Below are 19,294 nucleotides of genomic sequence, written 5' to 3' on the forward strand. Positions count from 1 at the left end.
CTTTGTGGCAACATGTGGGTCTTCGGGAGGTCTTCGAGTGAATTATGACGATCTGGTGGTGGTGATGCGGCGTCTGGCGCTGGAGGCCGGGGACAAGATCATGGAGATCTACAATGCGGATGACTTCGAGGTAAAACAGAAGTCCGACGACAGCCCGGTGACTGCCGCCGATGAGGCCGCCGATGCCTTGATCTCCGCAGGCTTGCGGGCGGCATTTCCGGGTGTGTTACTGGTGACTGAGGAACAGGCAGAGTCTCACAGTGCCAAGGGCGACACTTTCCTGATCGTCGACCCGCTGGATGGCACCAAGGAGTTCATCAATCGGCGCGGTGATTTTACCGTCAATATCGCTTACGTCGAAGCAGGTGTGCCGACCCGTGGCGTGGTCTATGCGCCCGCGCGCGAACGGATGTTCTACACGCTCGCAGATGGCTCTTCTGTCGAGGAAAAAGGCCCCTTCGCAAAAGATGGTGCTGGTGAGACCGTCGCCCTTCGCGTCGCCGACAGTGACAACAACGCATTGCTGGTCGTCGCGTCGAAATCGCATCGTGATCAGGCGACGGACGACTACATCAACAATTACAACGTCAAAGACACCCGCAGTGCTGGCTCGTCTCTCAAGTTTTGCCTGGTAGCTACCGGTGAGGCGGATCTCTACCCACGGGTTGGTCGCACGATGGAGTGGGACACCGCAGCCGGGCACGCCGTTTTGAATGGGGCCGGTGGGACGGTGGTGCGTTTTGATGACCACAGCCCGCTGCGTTACGGCAAAGAAGGTTTCGCAAACCCGTTCTTCATCGCTCATGCGCCCGCCGTCGAGTTGAAAGAGGCATAAATGTCTGTCCTGATTGTGATCCCGGCGCGCTATGCGTCCACCCGTTACCCGGGGAAACCGCTCGCGGAACTCACTGGCGCAACCGGCAAAACGCGCACCTTGATTGAACGCTCTTGGCGCGCGGCCTGTGATGTTGACGGCGTGGACCGCGTGGTGGTCGCGACGGACGACGACCGCATTAAGGAGGCCGCTGAAGGGTTCGGGGCGGAGGTGGTTATGACCTCCACCGAGTGCGCCAATGGGACCGAACGCTGTGCAGAAGCGCATGCGGCATTGGGCGGAAACTTTGAGGTGGTCGTGAACCTGCAGGGTGACGCGCCGCTGACGCCGCCATGGTTCATCGAGGACTTGGTAAACGGGTTGAAAGCTGCACCTGATATGGGGCTCGCCACACCTGTATTGCGATGTGATGGCGCGACGCTCAACAGTTTGTTGCAGGATCGCCGAGAGGGGCGGGTTGGCGGCACCACTGCGGTTTTTGCCGCAGATCACAGCGCGCTTTACTTCTCTAAGGAGGTAATCCCTTACCAGTCAGGTGCTTATGAGGATGCGGACGACACCCCTGTGTTTCATCATGTCGGCGTTTATGCCTACCGCCCGGATGCGCTTGCAGCTTATCCGGATTGGCCGGTGGGGCCGCTGGAAACACTTGAGGGGCTAGAACAGCTGCGCTTTCTTGAGAACGGGCGCAAGATCCTGTGTGTGGTTGTTGAGGCACGGGGGCGCGAGTTCTGGGAACTCAACAACCCACAAGACATGCCAAAAATTGAATCAATGATGCTAAAGATGGGGCTGGAATAGGCGAATTTGCGCAAAACTGGTTTAAATAACCGGTGCTGGCCTGAAACTTATGACGCAGTTTGGGGTTCGCCCTACAGTCGTCATGAAACTGTGGTTGAAGGGGTGACGTCTGTCGGTCCGGGTCAACTTCGATAAAAATTGAGAGTTTGAATGCCTAGAAAAGTAACAAAAGCTATTTTCCCCGTGGCGGGCCTCGGCACGCGCTTCCTTCCAGCAACAAAATCGGTGCCAAAGGAGATTATGACTCTCGTTGACCGCCCGCTGGTGCAATACGCAATCGATGAGGCGCGTGCTGCTGGCATCAAGGAATTTATCTTTGTCACCTCGCGCGGCAAAGGCGCTCTCGAAGACTATTTTGACCACGCACCTGTTCTGGAGCAGGAACTTCGCAAGAAGGGCAAGGATGAGCTGCTCGAAGTTCTTAAATCTACCAACATGGATTCTGGTGCGATCGCCTATATCCGCCAACACAAAGCGCTTGGTTTGGGGCACGCGGTATGGTGTGCCCGTCGCCTGATCGGAGATGAGCCTTTCGCTGTAATGCTGCCAGACGATGTGATCGCTGCAGAAAAACCCTGTTTGCAGCAGATGGTTGAGGCTTACGAGGAAACTGGCGGTAACATGGTTGCGGCGATGGAAGTCGCGCCGGAGAAAACCTCATCGTACGGTATTCTGGACGTCAAAGACAGCAACGACGCTGTGGTTTCGGTGAACGGGATGGTCGAAAAGCCCAAGAGTGTAGACGCGCCCTCAAATCTTGCGGTGATTGGGCGTTACATCCTGTCACCTTCGGTGCTGAATAACCTCAACAAACGCAAACAGGGTGCCGGTGGTGAAATTCAGCTGACCGATGCAATCGCCGAGGATATTGCGCGCGACGTTCCGGTCTATGGCTATCGCTTTAATGGGCGCCGTTTTGACTGCGGTTCGAAATCCGGGTTCCTGCAGGCGACGGTTGCCTTTGCACTGGAGCGCGCAGAACTGCGTGATGACCTGATGGAGTATATCTCCACGGTCGTACCTTCACGCAGCGCTGCGGAATAAGTGGCGCTCCACTCCCCGAATTTAGGCCCGCCCCCTTTTGCGGGGCGGCTTTTTTCTAAGCATTATTGATACAGATTTCATCTAGGAGGCAGGCGAGAGTGACCTATGTATTGGTGACGGGAGGAGCGGGCTACATCGGCTCCCATGCGTGTAAGGCACTCAAACAGGCAGGCTATACGCCTGTCACATACGACAATTTGGTGACTGGCTGGCAGGATGCGGTCAAATTCGGCCCCTTTGAGCAGGGAGATTTGACGGATCGAACCCGCCTTGACGAGGTGTTCGCCCGCTATCAACCCGTTGCGGTCATGCATTTTGCCGCCCTCAGCCAAGTGGGCGAGGCGATGACAGAGCCGGGGCGCTATTGGGCCAATAATGTTGGTGGCTCCTTGTGTTTGATCGAGGCCGCAGTTGCTGCCGGATGTCTAGATTTCGTCTTCTCCTCTACCTGCGCCACTTACGGCGAACATGACAATGTAGTGTTGGATGAAAACACGCCGCAACAGCCGCTGAATGCCTATGGGGCGTCAAAACGCGCGGTTGAGGATATCCTGCGGGATTTCGAGGCCGCCCATGGGCTGCGCAGTGTGATCTTTCGTTATTTCAACGTGGCGGGTGCAGATCCGGAGGCCGAGGTTGGGGAATTCCATCAGCCTGAAACGCATTTGGTGCCACTGATGATCCAAGCCATAAAGGGCGAGCGCGCGGCGCTCACCGTATTTGGCACCGACTATGACACGCCGGACGGCACCTGCATTCGTGATTATGTCCATGTTTGTGATTTGGTCGATGCTCATATCCTTGGCCTTAAATGGCTTGAGGAAGGCAAAGGCAGCCGTGTTTTCAATCTAGGCACCGGAAGCGGATTTTCCGTAAAGGAAGTGCTGTCGCATTCTCGGGCCGTTACCAACACCGAAGTGCCCCATGTGATTGGAGAGCGCCGCGCCGGTGATTGCACCAAACTGGTGTCCGGGTCTGTCCGCGCAGGTCATGAACTGGGCTGGGAGCCAAAACGCTCCACCCTGGATCAGATGATTGCCGATGCGTGGCGCTGGCATCAAAGCGGCCATTACGAGCGTTAATGTGACTGCGCCGCAGCTGCCTCCGATCTCGCTTATGTCAGCCTATCGGCTGCGCATGAAGCGGCGGCGGTATCTGTGGCGTGCCTTTCGGGCACGTCGAGATCTGCGCGCCATAGCGGACAACACGGCCCATATTGCGCAAAATGATATCCTCGTCGTAGTGGTTCTGCGCAATGAGTCCCTGCGCTTGCCTTACTTTCTGGACCACTACCGCAGACTTGGCGCGGCGCATTTTCTTGTGGTGGATAATGCCAGCGACGATGGCAGCCTCGCGCTGTTGCAACGCGAAGCAAAGCGTGGGGACCTATCTCTGTGGCAGGCGGATGGCAGCTATCGTGACAGCCGTTTTGGTCTGGATTGGTCCGGCTGGCTCTTGATGCATTTCGGTCATCGCCATTGGTGTCTCACCGTGGATGTGGATGAGCTGCTGGTCTACCCAGAGATGGACCAGATGCCGCTCCCTATGTTGACCGACCGGCTCGAGCAGATTGGGCAGACGGGGTTTGGCGCGTTGATGCTTGACCTCTACCCGAAAGGGCCATTGGGGGCGCAGGACTACCGCGCCGGACAGGATCCGGCAGAGGTTCTTCGGTGGTTTGACGAAGCCCCCTATCGCGCGGTGCGGCAGGCACCGCAGGGCAACCTCTGGCTTCAGGGTGGCGCACGTGAGCGCGCGTTTTTTAGCAATACGCCCGAACGCAGTCCAACGCTGAACAAGATCCCCTTGATCCGCTGGCACTGGCGCTATGCCTATACCAATTCGACCCACGCGCTTTTGCCGCGTGCGTTAAACGCGCTCTATGATGGTGTAAAAGGGCAGCTGCCCTCAGGCGTATTGCTCCATACGAAGTTTCTACCCGAAGTGGTCGGCAAGGCGGCAGTTGAACGCAACCGCGCTGAACATTTCCACACACCGTCGATGTTTGACGGTTACTACAGACAGATTGAAGCGCAACCCGACCTCTGGCACCCCGAGGCGCAGCAATACCGGACTCCGGAGCAGCTGGCGGAGCTTGGGCTTTGTCGGGGTTTTGACGAAGATGTCACAAGCCTACCTTCGCGGCGTAACCAATTCTAAACGCATTGTTTCCTAATCGTGGACATGACATATTAATGCGAACTTGCGCGGGTTGAGGCGACCGGCGCCTGTATCGGGGTCTTGGGGCAGATCCCGGAGAGCGGGGACACTGAATTGGGGCTTTGGGACTCTTACCGTATGCGGATCAGGCGCAAGCGCCGGCTTCTGCGTGCGTTAAGGAAATCTCGAAATCTACGTTGCGTGCAAAACAACACAGGTCGCATCCGTCCTGGTGATATTTTGCTGGTCTGCACCTTTCGCAACGAGCAGATCCGACTGCCTTACTTTCTGCAGTATTATCGCAGCCTTGGGGTCAATCACTTCCTTTTTATCGACAATGGCTCAAGCGATGGTGCGCAGGGCTATTTGTCGGGCATGGGAGACGTCTCTGTCTGGAATGCGCGCGGCAGCTATAAGCGGGCCACTTTTGGCGTCGATTGGGTCAATGCGTTGTTGCGCAAATACGGCCATGACCACTGGTGCCTTGTCGTCGACGCAGATGAGCTGTTCGTCTATCCGTTTTGTGATACGCGCCCGGTGCGCGCGCTCACAGATTGGCTGGACAGTTCGCAAATTCGCAGCTTTTCGGCGATGCTTCTGGATGTCTATCCCAAGGGGCGCATTGACGAGGTGCCTTACCAGTCGGGGCAGGATCCGCTGGACATTGCCCATTGGTTCGACAGTGGAAATTACACGATTACGCGAAATGCGCGTTACGGTAACCTGTGGATACAGGGTGGCCCGCGTGCGCGGGTGTTTTTTGCTGACCGGCCTAAGCTAGCACCTGCGCTGAATAAAATCCCACTGGTCAAATGGGATCGTCGCTACGCCTATGTCAGCTCAACCCATATGCTTTTGCCGCGTGGTCTCAATCAGGTTTATGAAACCGATGGCGGCGAAAAAGCCAGCGGCATCCTGATGCACACGAAATTCCTCAACACTTTCACCGCCAAGGCCGAAGAGGAACTCAAACGCCGACAGCATTACGCGGGCTCCATTGAATATACGGCCTATGCCAAAACAGCCGACGCCGCGCCTGAGCTGTGGTGCAAGTGGAGCGAAAAATACATCAACTGGCGCCAGTTGGAGATCCTCGGCCTGATGTCCAAAGGGAACTGGGCATGAGTAACGTCGGCGTCATCATGCTGGTGCACACGGCTTTGGACCGCGCGGAACAGGTTGTGCGGCATTGGACGGCCTCAGGCTGCCCCGTGGTATTGCATGTAGACCGACAGGTAGACCGAAAGGTGTTTCAGGCGTTTTGCGCGCGCCTGAAGAACGATCCACTGGTGCGGTTTTCGCGCCGTCATCGCTGCGAATGGGGCACATGGGGGATCGTCGAAGCCTCTCAATGTGCGTCTGAGTTATTGCTTTCAGAGTTTGCTGATGTGGATCATGTCTACTTGGCATCCGGTTCTTGCTTGCCTTTGCGCCCGGTTCAGGAATTGCAGACCTATCTGGCAGCACGGCCTGATATCGATTTTATCGAGAGCGCCACAACTGCGGATGTCCCGTGGATCGTGGGCGGTCTCAGCACTGAACGCTTTACCTTGCGGTTCCCGTTTTCGTGGAAAAAACGCCGCAGGTTGTTTGACGGCTATGTGCGGTTGCAACGTAGGCTGAAGCTGCGCCGCCGTATCCCGGCCGGGCTGGTACCGCATATGGGAAGCCAATGGTGGTGCCTAACCCGTCGCACCCTCACGGCTATTCTCACGGATGCGGACCGGGCGCGATATGACACCTATTTTCGCCACGTCTGGATACCGGACGAGAGCTACTATCAGACCCTCGCACGCCTGCATTCCGACAATATCGAGAGCCGTTCCCTGACGCTGTCGAAATTTGACTATCAGGGCAAACCGCATGTTTTTTACGACGACCATCTGCAATTGTTGCGTCGCTCGGACTGCTTTGTCGCGCGTAAGATATGGCCCCATGCGGAGCGACTTTATCAGGCGTTCCTGTCGCCCACAGCCGCCGACATCAACCGCACCGAACCAAATCCGGGCAAGATCGACCGGATCTTTGCTAAGGCGGTAGAGCGGCGCACACGGGGGCGTAAGGGGCTCTATATGCAGAGCCGCTACCCCGCAAAAGGAGTTGAAAATCAACAGACCTGCGGGGCCTATTCGATGTTTCAAGGCTTCTCAGAGCTGTTTGAAGACTTCGAAAGCTGGCTAGCACGCGCCACGGGGGCGCGGGTGCATGGCCATCTCTTTGCCCCAGAGCGGGCAGAGTTTTCCGGCGGACAGAAATTGTTCAACGGCTGTCTCAGTGACAGTGCATTGCACCGCGACCGCAATCCACAGAGCTTTCTCACCAATTTGATCTGGAACACTAGGGGCGAGCGTCAGTGTTTTCAGTTCGGCCCACGCGACACTCAGGCGGCCAACTGGTTTATTGCGCAGGACAGCAATGCGCAGATCTCGGTCATTTCCGGGGCGTGGTCTGTGTCGTTGTTCAAGACCAATCGCAGCTTTGCCGATCTACGTCGTGAGGCGGCCAAGTTGCAGCGAATTGAAGCGGAGCATCTGAAAATCCTGCGCGGACGCTGGACCAACGCGCGTATTCGGGTCTGGAGTATGGCGGAGTTCATTGAGGCCCCGATGGAGAACCTGCAAACCATTATTGATGAAATCGGTCCAATCTCGCGCAGCCATATCGCAGAGGCTCCGCGCATGGTGGATCTGACCGGCTTTGGCCAGTTTCTGCAAAACCTGAAAAATCAGGGAATGCATCCCTATCTGATGGGCGATTTCCCCACCACACCCGCACCGGCGCGCCCTGCGCGCCCGATGCGCAAAACCTATGTAGTGAAGTAGCCAGATGTCCGGCAGTTTTAGCTCCTTTGTTGTGCTTGCAGAAATGCGCACCGGTTCGAATTTTCTCGAGGCGAACCTCAATGCGCTTGAGGGGGTGACTTGCCATGGCGAGGCATTTAACCCGCATTTCATCGGCTACCCCAATTCCACAGAGATCCTTGGCATCTCGCAACAGGGGCGCGAGGATGACCCGCACCAGCTTTTGGCGGCGATCCGTGATGACGCAGACCTAGGCGGATTCCGCTATTTTCATGATCACGATCCCCGCATCCTTGATACGATCCTTGATGATCCGCAGGTGGCAAAGATCATCCTGACCCGCAATCCGCTCGATAGTTATGTGTCGTGGAAGATCGCGCAGGCCACAGGGCAGTGGAAGCTTACCAATGTTAAGCGGCGCAAAGATGCCAAAGCCATATTTGATGTCGAGGAATTTGGCGAACACGTAGATCGGCTGCAGGAGTTTCAGGTCGCTGTGTTGAACCATCTGCAACGCAGTGGCCAGACTGCGTTTTATATCGCTTATGAGGATCTTCAGGACCTTGATGTAATGAACGGGTTGGCGGCGTGGCTGGGGGTTCCTGCGCGCTTAGATGCGCTGGATGACAAGCTGAAGCGCCAGAACCCGGCGCCAGTGATCTCTAAGGTCAAAAACCCGGACGAAATGATCGGTGCGCTTTCGGGAATGGATCGGTTTAACCTGACACGCACCCCGAATTTTGAACCGCGCCGTGGGCCTGCCGTTCCGGGATATGTCGCGGGTGTGGTAACGCCGATCCTCTATATGCCCGTCCGCAATGGTCTGGAGACGCATGTGACCAACTGGATGGGTGGGCTTGATAAAGTTTCTGCCGATGGGCTGATCACCGGGATGAACCAAAAGCAGTTGCGGCAATGGCGACATAGCAACCCGGGCTATCGCAGCTTTACCGTAGTGCGTCACCCTTTGGCGCGTGCGCATGATGTCTTTTGCACCAAGATTCTGTCGCGCGGTCCGGGCACGATGAAACAGATCCGAAATACGCTGCGGCGGCAGTTTAATCTCGAGATCCCGCAGGAAAACCCGGATGAGAGCTATACCCGCCCGATGCATCGCGCCGCATTCGAGCAGTTCCTGACCTTTCTCAAGGCCAATCTCGCCGGGCAGACAGCGATCAGAGTGGACGCGCGCTGGGCCAGTCAGGCGCAGATTATCAGCGGTTTTGCAGACCTTGGTGCTCCTGATCTAATCCTGCGTGAGGATGAACTGGCAGAGGATTTACCGTGGCTGGCACGCAAGCTCGGACGAATGGCTCCGGGCGATGTGCCACCTGTGCCTGATGATCGGCCCATTGCACTTGCTGATATTTATGATGAAAAGCTCGAAGCTCTTTGTCGCGCGGTTTATGCGCGCGACTATCTGACCTTCGGTTTTGAGGATTGGGCACGACCCGAGGGCTGATACCTGATCAGGTCGCCGATCTAAGCGGCCTGAACCGACTGACTCTCAGTGAGAATAGTATGCAAGGTCGCCGGGTCCGGGTTGGCCCGCAATTTGGTGCAAAAGCTCTGCTCACGTAGGGTCCGTGACACCAAAGCAAGGGCTTTCAGGTGCTCAACACCCGCATCTACCGGTGCGAGTAGGGCAAAGACAATATCTACGGGTTGGCGATCCACTGCGCCGAAATCCAGTGGTTTTTCCAAGGAAATAAAGACACCAACAACGCGATCAATCCCGTCGAGGCGTGCGTGGGGCAGGGCGACGCCATGTCCCACACCAGTTGGTCCGAGGCTCTCTCGATCGAGAAGCGCTTCGACAGTGAGTTGGGCTTTTAACCCGTAGGCTGCTTGCGCAACTTCAGCCACTTCCTGAAACAGGCGCTTTTTACTCGACGCCGCTCCGATAACACGGACGGCCTCCTGCTTGAGGATGTTCGAAATCTGCATTGCCACTGCTCCATTCGGGGTGAAGGGGCCTTATCCTGGCCCCTTCGCAATTCAATCAGGGATCGATCCAGCCGATGTTGCCATCTTCGCGCCGATACACCACGTTCAGTCCGTCTTTACCTTCGTTGCGGAACACCAGAACGGGGGAGCCAGCAAGCTCCATCTGCATGACGGCCTCACCCACCGACAGTGATGGGATCTTGGTTTCCATCTCCGCCACAATAATGGGCTGCAGCGAGTCCGGCTCCACGTCGGATTCCACTTCTTCAGACGCGAGGATATACGAGCTAGCCCCCATAAGTTCAACCGGCTCGGCCCGATCGCGGTGATGGTCCTTCAACCGCCGCTTGTAACGGCGTAGCTGTTTGTCCATCTTTTCAAGGCAGGCCTCAAAAGACGCATAGATCTCAGTAGCATGAGCTTTTGCCTGACAGGTAAGCCCGGTGGACAGGTGCACGATTGCTTCGCAGACAAATTCATGCGCGTTGCGGGAGAAAACGACCTGAGCATCAGTCGGTCGGCCTGCGTATTTCTCCAAGACCGCACTCAGCTCCGTCTCTACGTGAGTTTGCAGAGATTCGCCGATGTCGATCTGTTTTCCGCTGACTTTGTAACGCATGTGATCTCCTTTTTGTGTTGCCTGGGTCCGCACAGCAGGGTGCGAAGTGTGTGCACAGTCTGTTTCAGGATCGCCAGGAAGGATGGGCACAATATGCAGCATGCAGAAAGCGGTACCCCGAAATCGGGATTGCCAGGTAGACTGCAGCGGGTTGCACATGTGCCATACGTCAATTCGATGACAAAGCCCGCACGGAGTCAATGCAATTCAGCGTGCATTTTGCGGGGGTAGACAACTTGTCGGCGAGCCCTCGCCAAATGAGAGCGTTAAGTGATCGTATGACCGCCATTATATGCCCAAAGACCAGTGGACACAGCCAAGGTCAGGAAATGCGGAAGTTGTCACCAAGATAGACCCGCCGGACGTTTTCGTTCTCGACTACCTCAGAGGGGCTGCCAGACATCAGTACTTGCCCGTCGTGCAGGATATAGGCCCGATCGACGATTTCCAGCGTTTCGCGAACGTTGTGGTCCGTGATCAATACGCCGATGCCCCGCGTCTTGAGGTCCGCCACAAGATTCCGGATGTCGCCGACAGAAATCGGGTCAACGCCCGCAAAAGGCTCATCAAGAAGCAGATATTTTGGATCAGCCGCAAGGCAGCGTGCGATCTCCACTCGGCGGCGTTCCCCCCCCGACAGTGCCAGCGCAGGGGCGCGGCGCAGATGTTCGATAGAGAAATCCGACAGCAGTTCTTCGAGGCGTTCACGGCGTTTGTGGTCATCAGAGACCGCGATATCCAACACCGCCGAGATATTGTCCTCGACTGAGAGGCCGCGAAAGATCGACATTTCCTGCGGCAGATAGCCGATACCCATGCGCGCGCGGCGATACATCGGCAATGAGGTGACATTCTGGCCGTCAAGCGTAACCCGCCCGGCCTCAGGAAAGACCAGCCCGGCGATGGTGTAAAAACTGGTGGTCTTGCCAGAGCCATTCGGCCCCAGCAGTGCCACCACTTCACCGCGGTTGAGTTCCATCGACACGTCGCGGATCACCACGCGTTTGCGATAGCTCTTGCGCATCTTTTCAATGCGCAGCCCGGACGAGCCGGAGGTGACTTCTAACTTTGGTTTGGCCATCAGTTGCCGCCACTGCCCGGAAGAGTGGTACGGACGCGACCGCTCAGTGTGGCGTTTCCGGTGGTGATATTGACTGTCATCTGTTCTGCGCCCAGCGTATTGCCCTGTTGGGTCAAAAGCACACTGCCGCGCATCACTACGGTGCCGCTCTCGATGGTGTAATCGGCCTCGCGCGCCTCGGCGGCATCCTCGCCGCTGACCAGCAACACATTGCCGCGTGCTTCCAGGCGTTCGATTCCGTTGCCCTCAGCCCGTCTGACCACCAGAACATTGTCCGCACTCAGGCGCATCTCGCCTTGAATGATCAACACGCTACCGGTCAGTAATGCAGAGCCATCTTCCTGATTTACGCTCATATTGTCGGAGGTAATGTCGACAGGTTGCGACGTGTCCGTCTGCAGTACCCCAAAGGATACACCTGTCCCCTGCGCCATCAGGGCGGGGGCATGCACAAGGGTTGTCAAACCAAAGAGAATAACAAATGTCAGTCGTCGCACGGGTTATCTTTCTACTTTTGCAGGATCGTACACCAGCTTTACGCCTTCCGTGAACTCTATATGTACCGGGGCGTTCTTCGAATCCGTGAAGATCCGCATTGTTCCGGCGCTAAAATCTCCCATTGGCCCCTCCGCGGTGACAGCGCCGGGGCTGATCACCTCCAGACCGCTGAGCTGTGCATTCAACCGCTCGGTTTCAACACGGGTTCCATCGGGGGTTAAAATCCGCACATTGCCCATCAATACGGCGCTGTCCTGATCCGGGCGAATGGAGCCGCTGTCCGAGAGCATCAGAATACGGCGGCCCTCGGTGGTGAGGATCTCCGCTTCGAGGTCGCTGGCAGAGGCCCCTTCACCGCCACCACCGGGCAACGCCTTGGTGGCGGCAATGGTAATTTCCTGCCCGGTGGCCGTCGTGCCGGTAAAGAAGGGAGCGGTCACCTGTTGGCCGCGCAGCCGGTTTTCCAGCTCAAAATCCGCAAATGGGATCGAGGGGTCGGTATTGATGGTTCGTGAAATCAAAAACAACGTCGATAAGAGCGCCAGTGCGGCCAGCGGTAGCGCAACCTTGAGATAAGAGACGACGCGTGAATAGCGATCCATGGCTGTGTCTCCTCTCTGTTATCGTGTTGCTATTAATGCCGCACTAAATGCGTGATACGGCGAGATGGCGTCAGGAATGGGCGAAAATATCGGTATCCGGCCAGCCAGCCAGATCCAGTCGTGCGCGTGTTGGCAGAAAATCAAAACAGGCTTGCGCCAGATCGCTGCGCCCTTCGCGGGCCAGCCGTAGATCAAGCGCGTCGCGCAGCCGGTGCAGGTGCAACACATCCGAAGCCGCATAGTCCATCTGCGCCCGAGTGAGTGTGTCCGCACCCCAGTCGCTCATCTGCTGCTGCTTGGAGATATCCTGTCCCAGCAGATCCTGTGTCAGGTTCTTCAGCCCATGACGGTCGGTGTAGGTTCGTACCAATCGGCTGGCGATCTTGGTGCAGTAAACTGGCGCGGTCAGTGCGCCAAAGCGGTGGTAAAGTGCGGCAATGTCAAACCGACCGTAATGAAACAGCTTCAGCACATCCGGGTTGGTCAGCATTGAGGTCAGGTTCGGTGCTTCGGTCTGATCTTTGCTGATCTGCACCAGATGCGCATCTCCATCACCGCCCGACATTTGCACCACACACAGGCGGTCGCGATGCGGGTTCAGACCCATGGTTTCGCAGTCAATGGCAACCACGGGGCCCAGATCGACAGAATCCGGAAGGTCGTTCTGGTATAGATGCGTGGCCACGTCGCGGTCCCTGATCTGGCTGTGTGTTGTGAATTGAGATCGACATAGGCGCTTTGGATGGTGAACTCAACAGGCTCGCCCCTCCGGAACAGGGGGAAAGCGCGCATCTCGATCCCATTCTCGCCCGATGCATTGCTCCCTGTGGTGTTGGATATCGTGAAATGCTAATGTCAGGCAGCCAGATTGAGTCCTCAGTCCAGCCTGTTGATCGTATTCTCGCGCCTCATTGTCTGCGCGAATACCTGTAAGGTCTGAGGATGTTATGAGTTTTCACCCCCGCATGATGGCTGCCATTCATGGCTTTACGCCGCTTTCTGACAGCAGCACGTTTACCGCAGACGGCTTAGCGGTGGATTGTTGGCATGTCCGCAACAGCGCTCATGCGGGCGGACATTACGTGTCACGCCATCCCCGTTTTGTGATCATGCGCGATGGGTATCGCATCCCACTGAGCGAGACCCGAGATGGTGATCTGCAGCATTGCGCCGCCTGTTTTGTCCCCGCAGGCATGGAGGTCTGGAGCAAGATCGCGCAACCCGGCACGTTGCGCCACATGGATATCCATGTGTCACAGGATCGGCTGCATGGGTTGATGGGGCGTCCGCCCGAAACCATTGCCCCATTCTTCCTGCGCGATTTACGCACCATCAGCCCTCTGGTTCAAATGCTGGCGGACCCTGACCGACCGGAGCCGCTGCGCGAGAAACTTGCTGATTGCATTATTCTGGAGCTTCTCAATCAGCGTTCGACGCAACGCGAGATTGTCTCAGATACGCATGTGGTGGGTCGCCTGCAGGGGTATGTCCGTCAAAACCTCGACCGTAAGATCGGAGTTGATGACATGGCCGCTGATGTCGGCTTGTCACGCACCCAGCTCAACCGCGTGATGCGCCGCACGTCTGGCCTGTCGCCGTACCGCTGGGTCTTGGCGCAACGCATCGAGCATGCCAAAGCGCAGCTTGCGAGCGGGCAAAGCTTTGCCGAGGTGGCGTTGCATTCAGGGTTTGCGGATCAGGCGCACTTCAACCGGGTGTTCAAATCCCTGACCGGGCAGGTGCCCAGTGATTGGATGAATGAACCAACCCAATCAGTTTCTGCGCCGATCCTACAAGACCGCGCCTCCTGACTTGATCTATGGAACCGCACCCGCCCGCCCCACGGACCACAGTTTTCGGAAACCGCAGGCCACGGGCCTAGCGTATCGAAACGAAACAGGGGCGCCCCATGCCAGTGCAAAAAACTCTATTCAGGTCGGATGTGTTCTGCATGTCGGCCACAGCCCTCCTCCTGTGTAGTGCAACATCCGCATCGTCTCAGACGACAGATGAGGATGTCATTGTTCTACAGGACATCAACGTAGCCTATACCGAAAGCGCCACCGGACCGGTCAATGGGACTGTGAATCCACTCACGGCAACGGGCGGCAAGGTTCCACTTGAGGTAAACCGGGTGCCGCAGTCGATCTCGGTATTGGGACGCCAAGAGATTGAGACCTTTTCCGCCTCGCAAGTCAGCGAAGCCCTGCGTTACACCGCAGGCGTAACCACAGAGGTTTTCGGCAACGATCAGGACTACGACTGGATTCGCGTGCGCGGCTTTCAGGCCGACCAGACCGGAGTCTACCTCGACAATGCCCAGAACCTCGCGTTTGCGTTCGGATCTTTCTTTATCGATCCATACACACTGGAGCGCATCGAGGTGCTGCGCGGACCATCCTCGGCCCTATATGGGGGGTCTAATCCCGGTGGTATTCTGAATTACGTGTCCAAACGTCCGGGCGGACATGTGGGCGAACTGTCTCTTAGTATCAATGATGCGGGGCAGAGCAGTCTGGCATTTGACTATGGCGAGGACCTGAGCGCGGATCGTGCCTTTCGCCTAACCGGGCGTTTGCAGGCGGGTGACAATTATGACGATCTGAATTCCGGCTGGCGTGGCACCTTGGCGGGTGGCTTCAAAATGGCGCTTGATACGGGCACTGAAATTACCCTGCTCGCAAATCTCCATAAGGCGGATGAGCAACATAACGGCAGCACCTTTCTGCCCTATTATGGCACTGTCGTGCCCACCGCAGAATTTGGCTTTATCGACCCTGACGCCAACTTCTCCGACCCCAACTGGGACAGCTATCGCCGCGATCAGGCTACCGTTTCTGCAATCGTTGAGCATGAGTTCGCCAATGGGTTTACCCTGACCGGGATTACGCGCTTGGGCTATGCCTCGGTTGAGGAGTCTTATTACTACCCCTATGGCTATGCAGGCTATGCACAGCAACCAGCGGACCCCAATGGCACCCTCAGCCTGATCGCCTTTGAGCATGACACCACTGTACGTAGTGCACAGGCGGATATCCGGTATTTCGGTCGCGTGAGCACCGGCGGTGCAGAACATAATCTGCTCTTTGGTCTGGATGCACGCCGCTACCAACTGGACGAAGTTCAGGCTTCTGGCTTTGGCTCCAACACGGTGGTGAACCCCACCGCGCCGGGCACGCCCGTGACCTCGGTGTATCAGGACGCGCTGACCACCCAGACACAGGTTGGTCTTTATCTGCAGGACCAGATCACTTTTGCGAGCGGCCTGATCCTTACCGGGAACCTTCGCCACGACTGGGTGGAAACAAAACAAGACGGTAGCGCCGGGTTTGAACGCTCCGATAGTGAGACCTCCTATCGCGCAGCCGCAGCTTATGAGTTTGCCAATGGTTTCACGCCCTACCTGAGTTATGCGAGCTTCTTTAACCCGCTGATCTCCTCACCCGCGAACGGCGTTACCATGCCCGAGCAGGGCAACCAGCTTGAGCTGGGGTTCAAGTGGATTCCCGCGGGGGGGAATTTCAGCCTCGCCGGGGCGATTTTCCAGATCGATCAGGAAAACGTGGTCACGGGCGCATGGCCGACTTTTGACCAACTCGGAGAAGTGCGCATGCGCGGGGTGGAATTGGAAGCAGCCTATGATTTTGGCAATGGTCTGCATCTGCGCGGTGCTGCAACCAAGCTTGATGCAGAGATCACTGCGGACAGCAATTCCAGCCTGATCGGGCTGTCTCCGACACTGGTGCCGGAACTGGAGTTGAGCCTTTTGGCAGAGTATGAATTTAGCACACCGCAGTTGAATGGATTGCGTATCGGCGCAGGTCTGCGTCATCGCGGTACCAGTCAGGCAAATGCCGCCAATACGCTGCAGGTTCCAAGTGCCACACTCTATGATGCCTATGTCAGTTATGGCTTTAACAATGGCATAGATATGCGTCTGGCGATCACCAACCTTGCAGATGATGCATATGTGACTGGGTGCCAAACGGCCTATGTCTGTTCTTATGGGGGCGGTCGTGAGGCAACCCTGACGTTGGTGAATTCCTTTTGATTACAACATGTTACCAGATTTAAAGGAGCGTCCGCTTGGGCGCTCCTTTTGTATTTGTGATGAGATGTGCCCTGAGGGAATGTCAGTGAACAGCCGTCAGAAAGGCTTGCCAAGCGCGTAGGGCTTTGCTCTGTCCAAGAGTCGCCGGACATAGCCGGCAACGCCACAGAGAGCAAAACGCGCATGCTAACTGCCAAACGCAAAAGCGCGGAGCGACGCCAGACCTTCGTGATTGTGGGTCTTGGAAACTTCGGAACCACTGTCGCCCGAGAATTGAGCCGCTTCGGCAATCATGTGATTGGGGTGGACTGCAACGAAGCTCGAGTCAGCCAATGCGCTGATGAGCTGTCTCAAGCCCTAATAATCGATGCCCGTGATGATCTTGCCCTGCGACAGGCCGGGATTGCGGATTGTGACGTGGCGCTGGTCGCCATGGGATCGGATCTGGAGGCCTCCATCCTTGCGGCCATCAACCTGAAAACCATCGGTGTGCCTGTGGTCTGGGCCAAGGCGACCACCAAGACTCATCACCGCATCCTCAGTAAACTGAAGGTGGACCGGATCATCCATCCCGAGGTCGACGTGGGCATGCATATCGCGCAGGTTCTCCACAACCCATTGGTGCGTGATTATGTCAGCCTTGGAAATGGCTATCATGTGGTGAACTTTAAGATCCCGCAGTCGCTGGAAGGCAAGGCACTGGTGGATATCCACTACGCCTCTGGCCACAATTTACGCTGCATCGGCGTGATGCGCGGGACTGAGTTTCTCGGTCAGGATGGCTCTGATTGTACCCTTGCGCAGGATGATCTGTTGATCCTGCTGGGCAAACGCTCTGACCTGCGCAATTTTGCAGCGAGCCTGTCGTGAAACGCCCCACAATCAAGACCGCTCCGCCGGTTGAGCGTGGACTGCCGCCGCCATTGATTTTGGCTCTTCTTTACTTTTCCAGCATCTTTGTCGGGGCACTGCTCTTGTGGATGCCAATGTCGCATACTGGTGCGGTCGGATTTGGCGATGCGTTTTTTACATCTGCCTCGGCTGTGACGGTGACGGGGCTGGCGGTTGTCGATACCGGCAGTGATCTTACCTTGATCGGGCAGGTTATTTTGGCCTTGCTCATCCAGCTCGGTGGGTTGGGGTTGATGGCTTTTGCGGTCCTTTTGTTGTCGGCGCTGGGCCTCCCGGTCGGCTTGCCGCAACGGCTGGTGCTACGTGAAGATCTCAACCAGCGTTCCCTTGGCGGGCTGGCGATCATCGTGCGGACAATCATGCTGGTGGCATTGGTGTGCGAACTGGCCGGAGCCGCAATTTTGTCTTTTGTGTTTGTGCCGGACCTAGGCTGGCCGATGGGGTTATGGCATGCGGTGTTTCACAGCATTTCAGCCTTCAATAACGCAGGTTTTGCGCTCTATTCCGATAGCCTTTCGGGTTATGTAAATGACCCGATCATCAATCTGACCATCCCGGCGCTGTTCATTCTCGGGGGGCTGGGCTTTGTTGTGGTGGGGGATCTGGTGCGGGCGCGGTCGTGGCAACGGCTCAATCTCCACAGTAAGTTGATGCTGACGGGTACCTTGTCGCTGATCCTTTTGGGTTGGGTGGGTTTTGCCGCGCTTGAATGGACAAATCCGGCGACGCTTGGTGGTTTTCCGGACACAGCCAGTCGCCTTTGGGCCAGCTGGTTTCAAGCGGTGACCCCGCGCACAGCCGGTTTCAACACAATCAACACTGGCGGTATGCACGACAGCACCACGCTTATGACCATGTCGCTAATGCTGGTGGGGGGTGGCAGCACCTCCACGGCGGGTGGTATCAAGGTAACCACGCTCATCGTCCTGTTGATCGGCACTGTTGCATTCTTTCGCCGCCAAACCGCGCTGCATGTCTTTGGGCGCAGCCTCGGGGTGGAGGATGTGATGAAAGTGATGGCGCTGACCACCATCAGCATATTCATCGTGTTGGCGGGGATCTTCTTGATTTCGATTTCTCATGACGAAGAGTTTCTGGACCTTGCGTTCGAAGCGACCTCTGCCTTTGGAACCGTTGGTCTTTCGCGCGGTGCCACTGGGGAACTTGATGGCTTTGGCCGGGCGGTGATCATCGCGATCATGTTCCTGGGCCGAGTTGGGCCTCTGACGCTTGGGTTTTTCCTTGCGACCCACAGCAGGCCACGGGTGCGGTATCCCAAAGGCGATGTGTATCTCGGCTAAACACACCCTTGAATTCGCCGCATTCCACCGTCAGGGTGCGGCGGTTTCCTGCCACAGTTGGCGGAATTTCGCTCCTCTTTTGGTTGAGCCTGCTTCTGGGCTGGAACGCCCTGCGCGATCTGAGTAGGTGAGCGCGGCCCGGATTGACCGGCGCATGACTATCACCACTGATTTATAGGCTATTGTTATGAAAACGAAACTTGCCGCACTCGCACTGACCGTTGCGTTCTCCGCACCTGCTCTTGCTGAGGAGTGCACCGCGGAACTCGCACAGGCGAAATCCATGGAAGTAAACGCAGGTCTGCAGAAGTTGGCAGCCAAGGATCCGCAGCGCATGCAGGAAGTGGCCACCGAGATGATGGAGAAATCCGCCATGTTCGAGAACGCCGAGGATCTGTCCGAAGTGTGCGAGTATTACGATGGTCTACTGGAAGAAATGAATTCCTGAGCGACGACGATGCGCCTGCGGAGAATGCTTCCGCAGGCGTTCCCGCAAAGATGCGGATCTTGATTGGCGTGCTGTTAATGACGCCCGCCCACGCGCCACGTGCTGAGGCAAACTGATTCCACAAGCGATGCTTTGCGAGATGGTCAGGCCCTCCTTCCCTCAAAATCAGAGATCTTAAACCGGCTGGCCACTGG

The 19,294-nt window shown here is 56.7% G+C and carries 19 protein-coding genes; 13 read left to right on the plus strand and 6 right to left on the minus strand.

Going from position 1 to position 19,294, the window contains the following annotated elements; genetic code table 11:
- Window positions 1-37: 37 nt before the first annotated feature.
- The 8 genes from cysQ (at window position 38) to QNI81_RS00100 (ending at window position 9,103) form a co-directional block, all read left to right on the plus strand.
- On the plus strand, window positions 38-835 hold the full coding sequence (gene cysQ, locus QNI81_RS00065; RefSeq protein ID WP_283966984.1) for a 3'(2'),5'-bisphosphate nucleotidase CysQ: 798 nt from the start codon (window positions 38-40) through the stop codon (window positions 833-835).
- A complete protein-coding gene (locus QNI81_RS00070) occupies window positions 836-1,636 on the plus strand; it encodes a 3-deoxy-manno-octulosonate cytidylyltransferase (RefSeq protein WP_065325476.1) in 801 nt (266 codons plus the stop codon). It begins immediately after the preceding gene.
- A gap of 150 nt (window positions 1,637-1,786) precedes the next feature.
- Complete coding sequence (galU, locus tag QNI81_RS00075; RefSeq protein WP_283966985.1) at window positions 1,787-2,680, plus strand: UTP--glucose-1-phosphate uridylyltransferase GalU; 894 nt, start codon at window positions 1,787-1,789, stop codon at window positions 2,678-2,680.
- A 98-nt stretch (window positions 2,681-2,778) separates the two neighbouring features.
- On the plus strand, window positions 2,779-3,762 hold the full coding sequence (gene galE / locus QNI81_RS00080; RefSeq protein ID WP_283966986.1) for a UDP-glucose 4-epimerase GalE: 984 nt from the start codon (window positions 2,779-2,781) through the stop codon (window positions 3,760-3,762).
- A complete protein-coding gene (locus QNI81_RS00085; protein ID WP_283966987.1) occupies window positions 3,722-4,840 on the plus strand; it encodes a glycosyltransferase family 2 protein in 1,119 nt (372 codons plus the stop codon). Before galE ends, QNI81_RS00085 begins: the two co-directional genes overlap by 41 nt.
- A 138-nt stretch (window positions 4,841-4,978) precedes the next feature.
- Window positions 4,979-5,965, plus strand: a complete 987-nt coding sequence (locus QNI81_RS00090; protein WP_168576556.1) for a glycosyltransferase family 2 protein — start codon at window positions 4,979-4,981, stop codon at window positions 5,963-5,965.
- Window positions 5,962-7,662 (plus strand): DUF5927 domain-containing protein, encoded by a 1,701-nt coding sequence (locus QNI81_RS00095; protein ID WP_283966988.1) that lies wholly within the window; start codon window positions 5,962-5,964, stop codon window positions 7,660-7,662. The genes QNI81_RS00090 and QNI81_RS00095 overlap by 4 nt, the downstream gene beginning before the upstream one ends.
- Before the next feature lie 4 nt (window positions 7,663-7,666).
- Complete coding sequence (locus tag QNI81_RS00100) at window positions 7,667-9,103, plus strand: sulfotransferase family 2 domain-containing protein (protein WP_283966989.1); 1,437 nt, start codon at window positions 7,667-7,669, stop codon at window positions 9,101-9,103.
- Window positions 9,104-9,123: 20 nt separating this feature from the next.
- On the opposite strand, the gene QNI81_RS00105 is transcribed toward QNI81_RS00100, so the two are convergent.
- The 6 genes from QNI81_RS00105 to QNI81_RS00130 all read right to left on the minus strand — a co-directional run bounded on the left by QNI81_RS00105 (window position 9,124) and on the right by QNI81_RS00130 (window position 13,073).
- Window positions 9,124-9,588 (minus strand): PTS sugar transporter subunit IIA, encoded by a 465-nt coding sequence (locus tag QNI81_RS00105; protein ID WP_005608874.1) that lies wholly within the window; start codon window positions 9,586-9,588, stop codon window positions 9,124-9,126.
- Window positions 9,589-9,643: 55 nt separating this feature from the next.
- Window positions 9,644-10,207: a ribosome hibernation-promoting factor, HPF/YfiA family gene (hpf, locus tag QNI81_RS00110; RefSeq protein ID WP_005608877.1), complete on the minus strand. Its 564-nt coding sequence runs from the start codon at window positions 10,205-10,207 to the stop codon at window positions 9,644-9,646.
- 322 nt (window positions 10,208-10,529) lie between these two features.
- The gene (gene lptB, locus QNI81_RS00115) at window positions 10,530-11,288 is read right to left on the minus strand and encodes an LPS export ABC transporter ATP-binding protein (protein WP_005608879.1); all 759 of its coding nucleotides are present in this window, start codon (window positions 11,286-11,288) and stop codon (window positions 10,530-10,532) included.
- Entirely contained in the window at window positions 11,288-11,785 is a 498-nt protein-coding gene (locus QNI81_RS00120; RefSeq protein ID WP_283966990.1) for an LptA/OstA family protein, read from the minus strand. The genes lptB and QNI81_RS00120 overlap by 1 nt, the downstream gene beginning before the upstream one ends.
- 3 nt (window positions 11,786-11,788) lie before the next feature.
- Window positions 11,789-12,388, minus strand: a complete 600-nt coding sequence (locus QNI81_RS00125) for an LptA/OstA family protein (RefSeq protein ID WP_114961884.1) — start codon at window positions 12,386-12,388, stop codon at window positions 11,789-11,791.
- Between the two features lie 70 nt (window positions 12,389-12,458).
- The gene (locus tag QNI81_RS00130) at window positions 12,459-13,073 is read right to left on the minus strand and encodes a ribonuclease D (RefSeq protein ID WP_005608890.1); all 615 of its coding nucleotides are present in this window, start codon (window positions 13,071-13,073) and stop codon (window positions 12,459-12,461) included.
- A 262-nt stretch (window positions 13,074-13,335) separates the two neighbouring features.
- Between QNI81_RS00130 and QNI81_RS00135 the strand changes: the two genes are divergently transcribed.
- The 5 genes from QNI81_RS00135 to QNI81_RS00155 all read left to right on the plus strand — a co-directional run bounded on the left by QNI81_RS00135 (window position 13,336) and on the right by QNI81_RS00155 (window position 19,100).
- Window positions 13,336-14,199, plus strand: coding sequence for an AraC family transcriptional regulator (locus tag QNI81_RS00135; RefSeq protein WP_283966991.1), 864 nt, complete (start codon window positions 13,336-13,338; stop codon window positions 14,197-14,199).
- 140 nt (window positions 14,200-14,339) lie between these two features.
- Window positions 14,340-16,439: a TonB-dependent siderophore receptor gene (locus tag QNI81_RS00140; protein ID WP_283966992.1), complete on the plus strand. Its 2,100-nt coding sequence runs from the start codon at window positions 14,340-14,342 to the stop codon at window positions 16,437-16,439.
- Window positions 16,440-16,622: 183 nt separating this feature from the next.
- Complete coding sequence (locus QNI81_RS00145) at window positions 16,623-17,309, plus strand: potassium channel family protein (protein ID WP_283966993.1); 687 nt, start codon at window positions 16,623-16,625, stop codon at window positions 17,307-17,309.
- Complete coding sequence (locus tag QNI81_RS00150) at window positions 17,306-18,652, plus strand: TrkH family potassium uptake protein (RefSeq protein ID WP_283966994.1); 1,347 nt, start codon at window positions 17,306-17,308, stop codon at window positions 18,650-18,652. Before QNI81_RS00145 ends, QNI81_RS00150 begins: the two co-directional genes overlap by 4 nt.
- A 187-nt stretch (window positions 18,653-18,839) precedes the next feature.
- Window positions 18,840-19,100 (plus strand): hypothetical protein, encoded by a 261-nt coding sequence (locus tag QNI81_RS00155; RefSeq protein ID WP_005608901.1) that lies wholly within the window; start codon window positions 18,840-18,842, stop codon window positions 19,098-19,100.
- Window positions 19,101-19,294 lie beyond the last annotated feature (194 nt).

The sequence above is a fragment of the Tritonibacter sp. AK171 genome, from assembly GCF_030127025.1.
GTDB classification, from domain to species: Bacteria; Pseudomonadota; Alphaproteobacteria; order Rhodobacterales; family Rhodobacteraceae; genus Epibacterium; species Epibacterium mobile.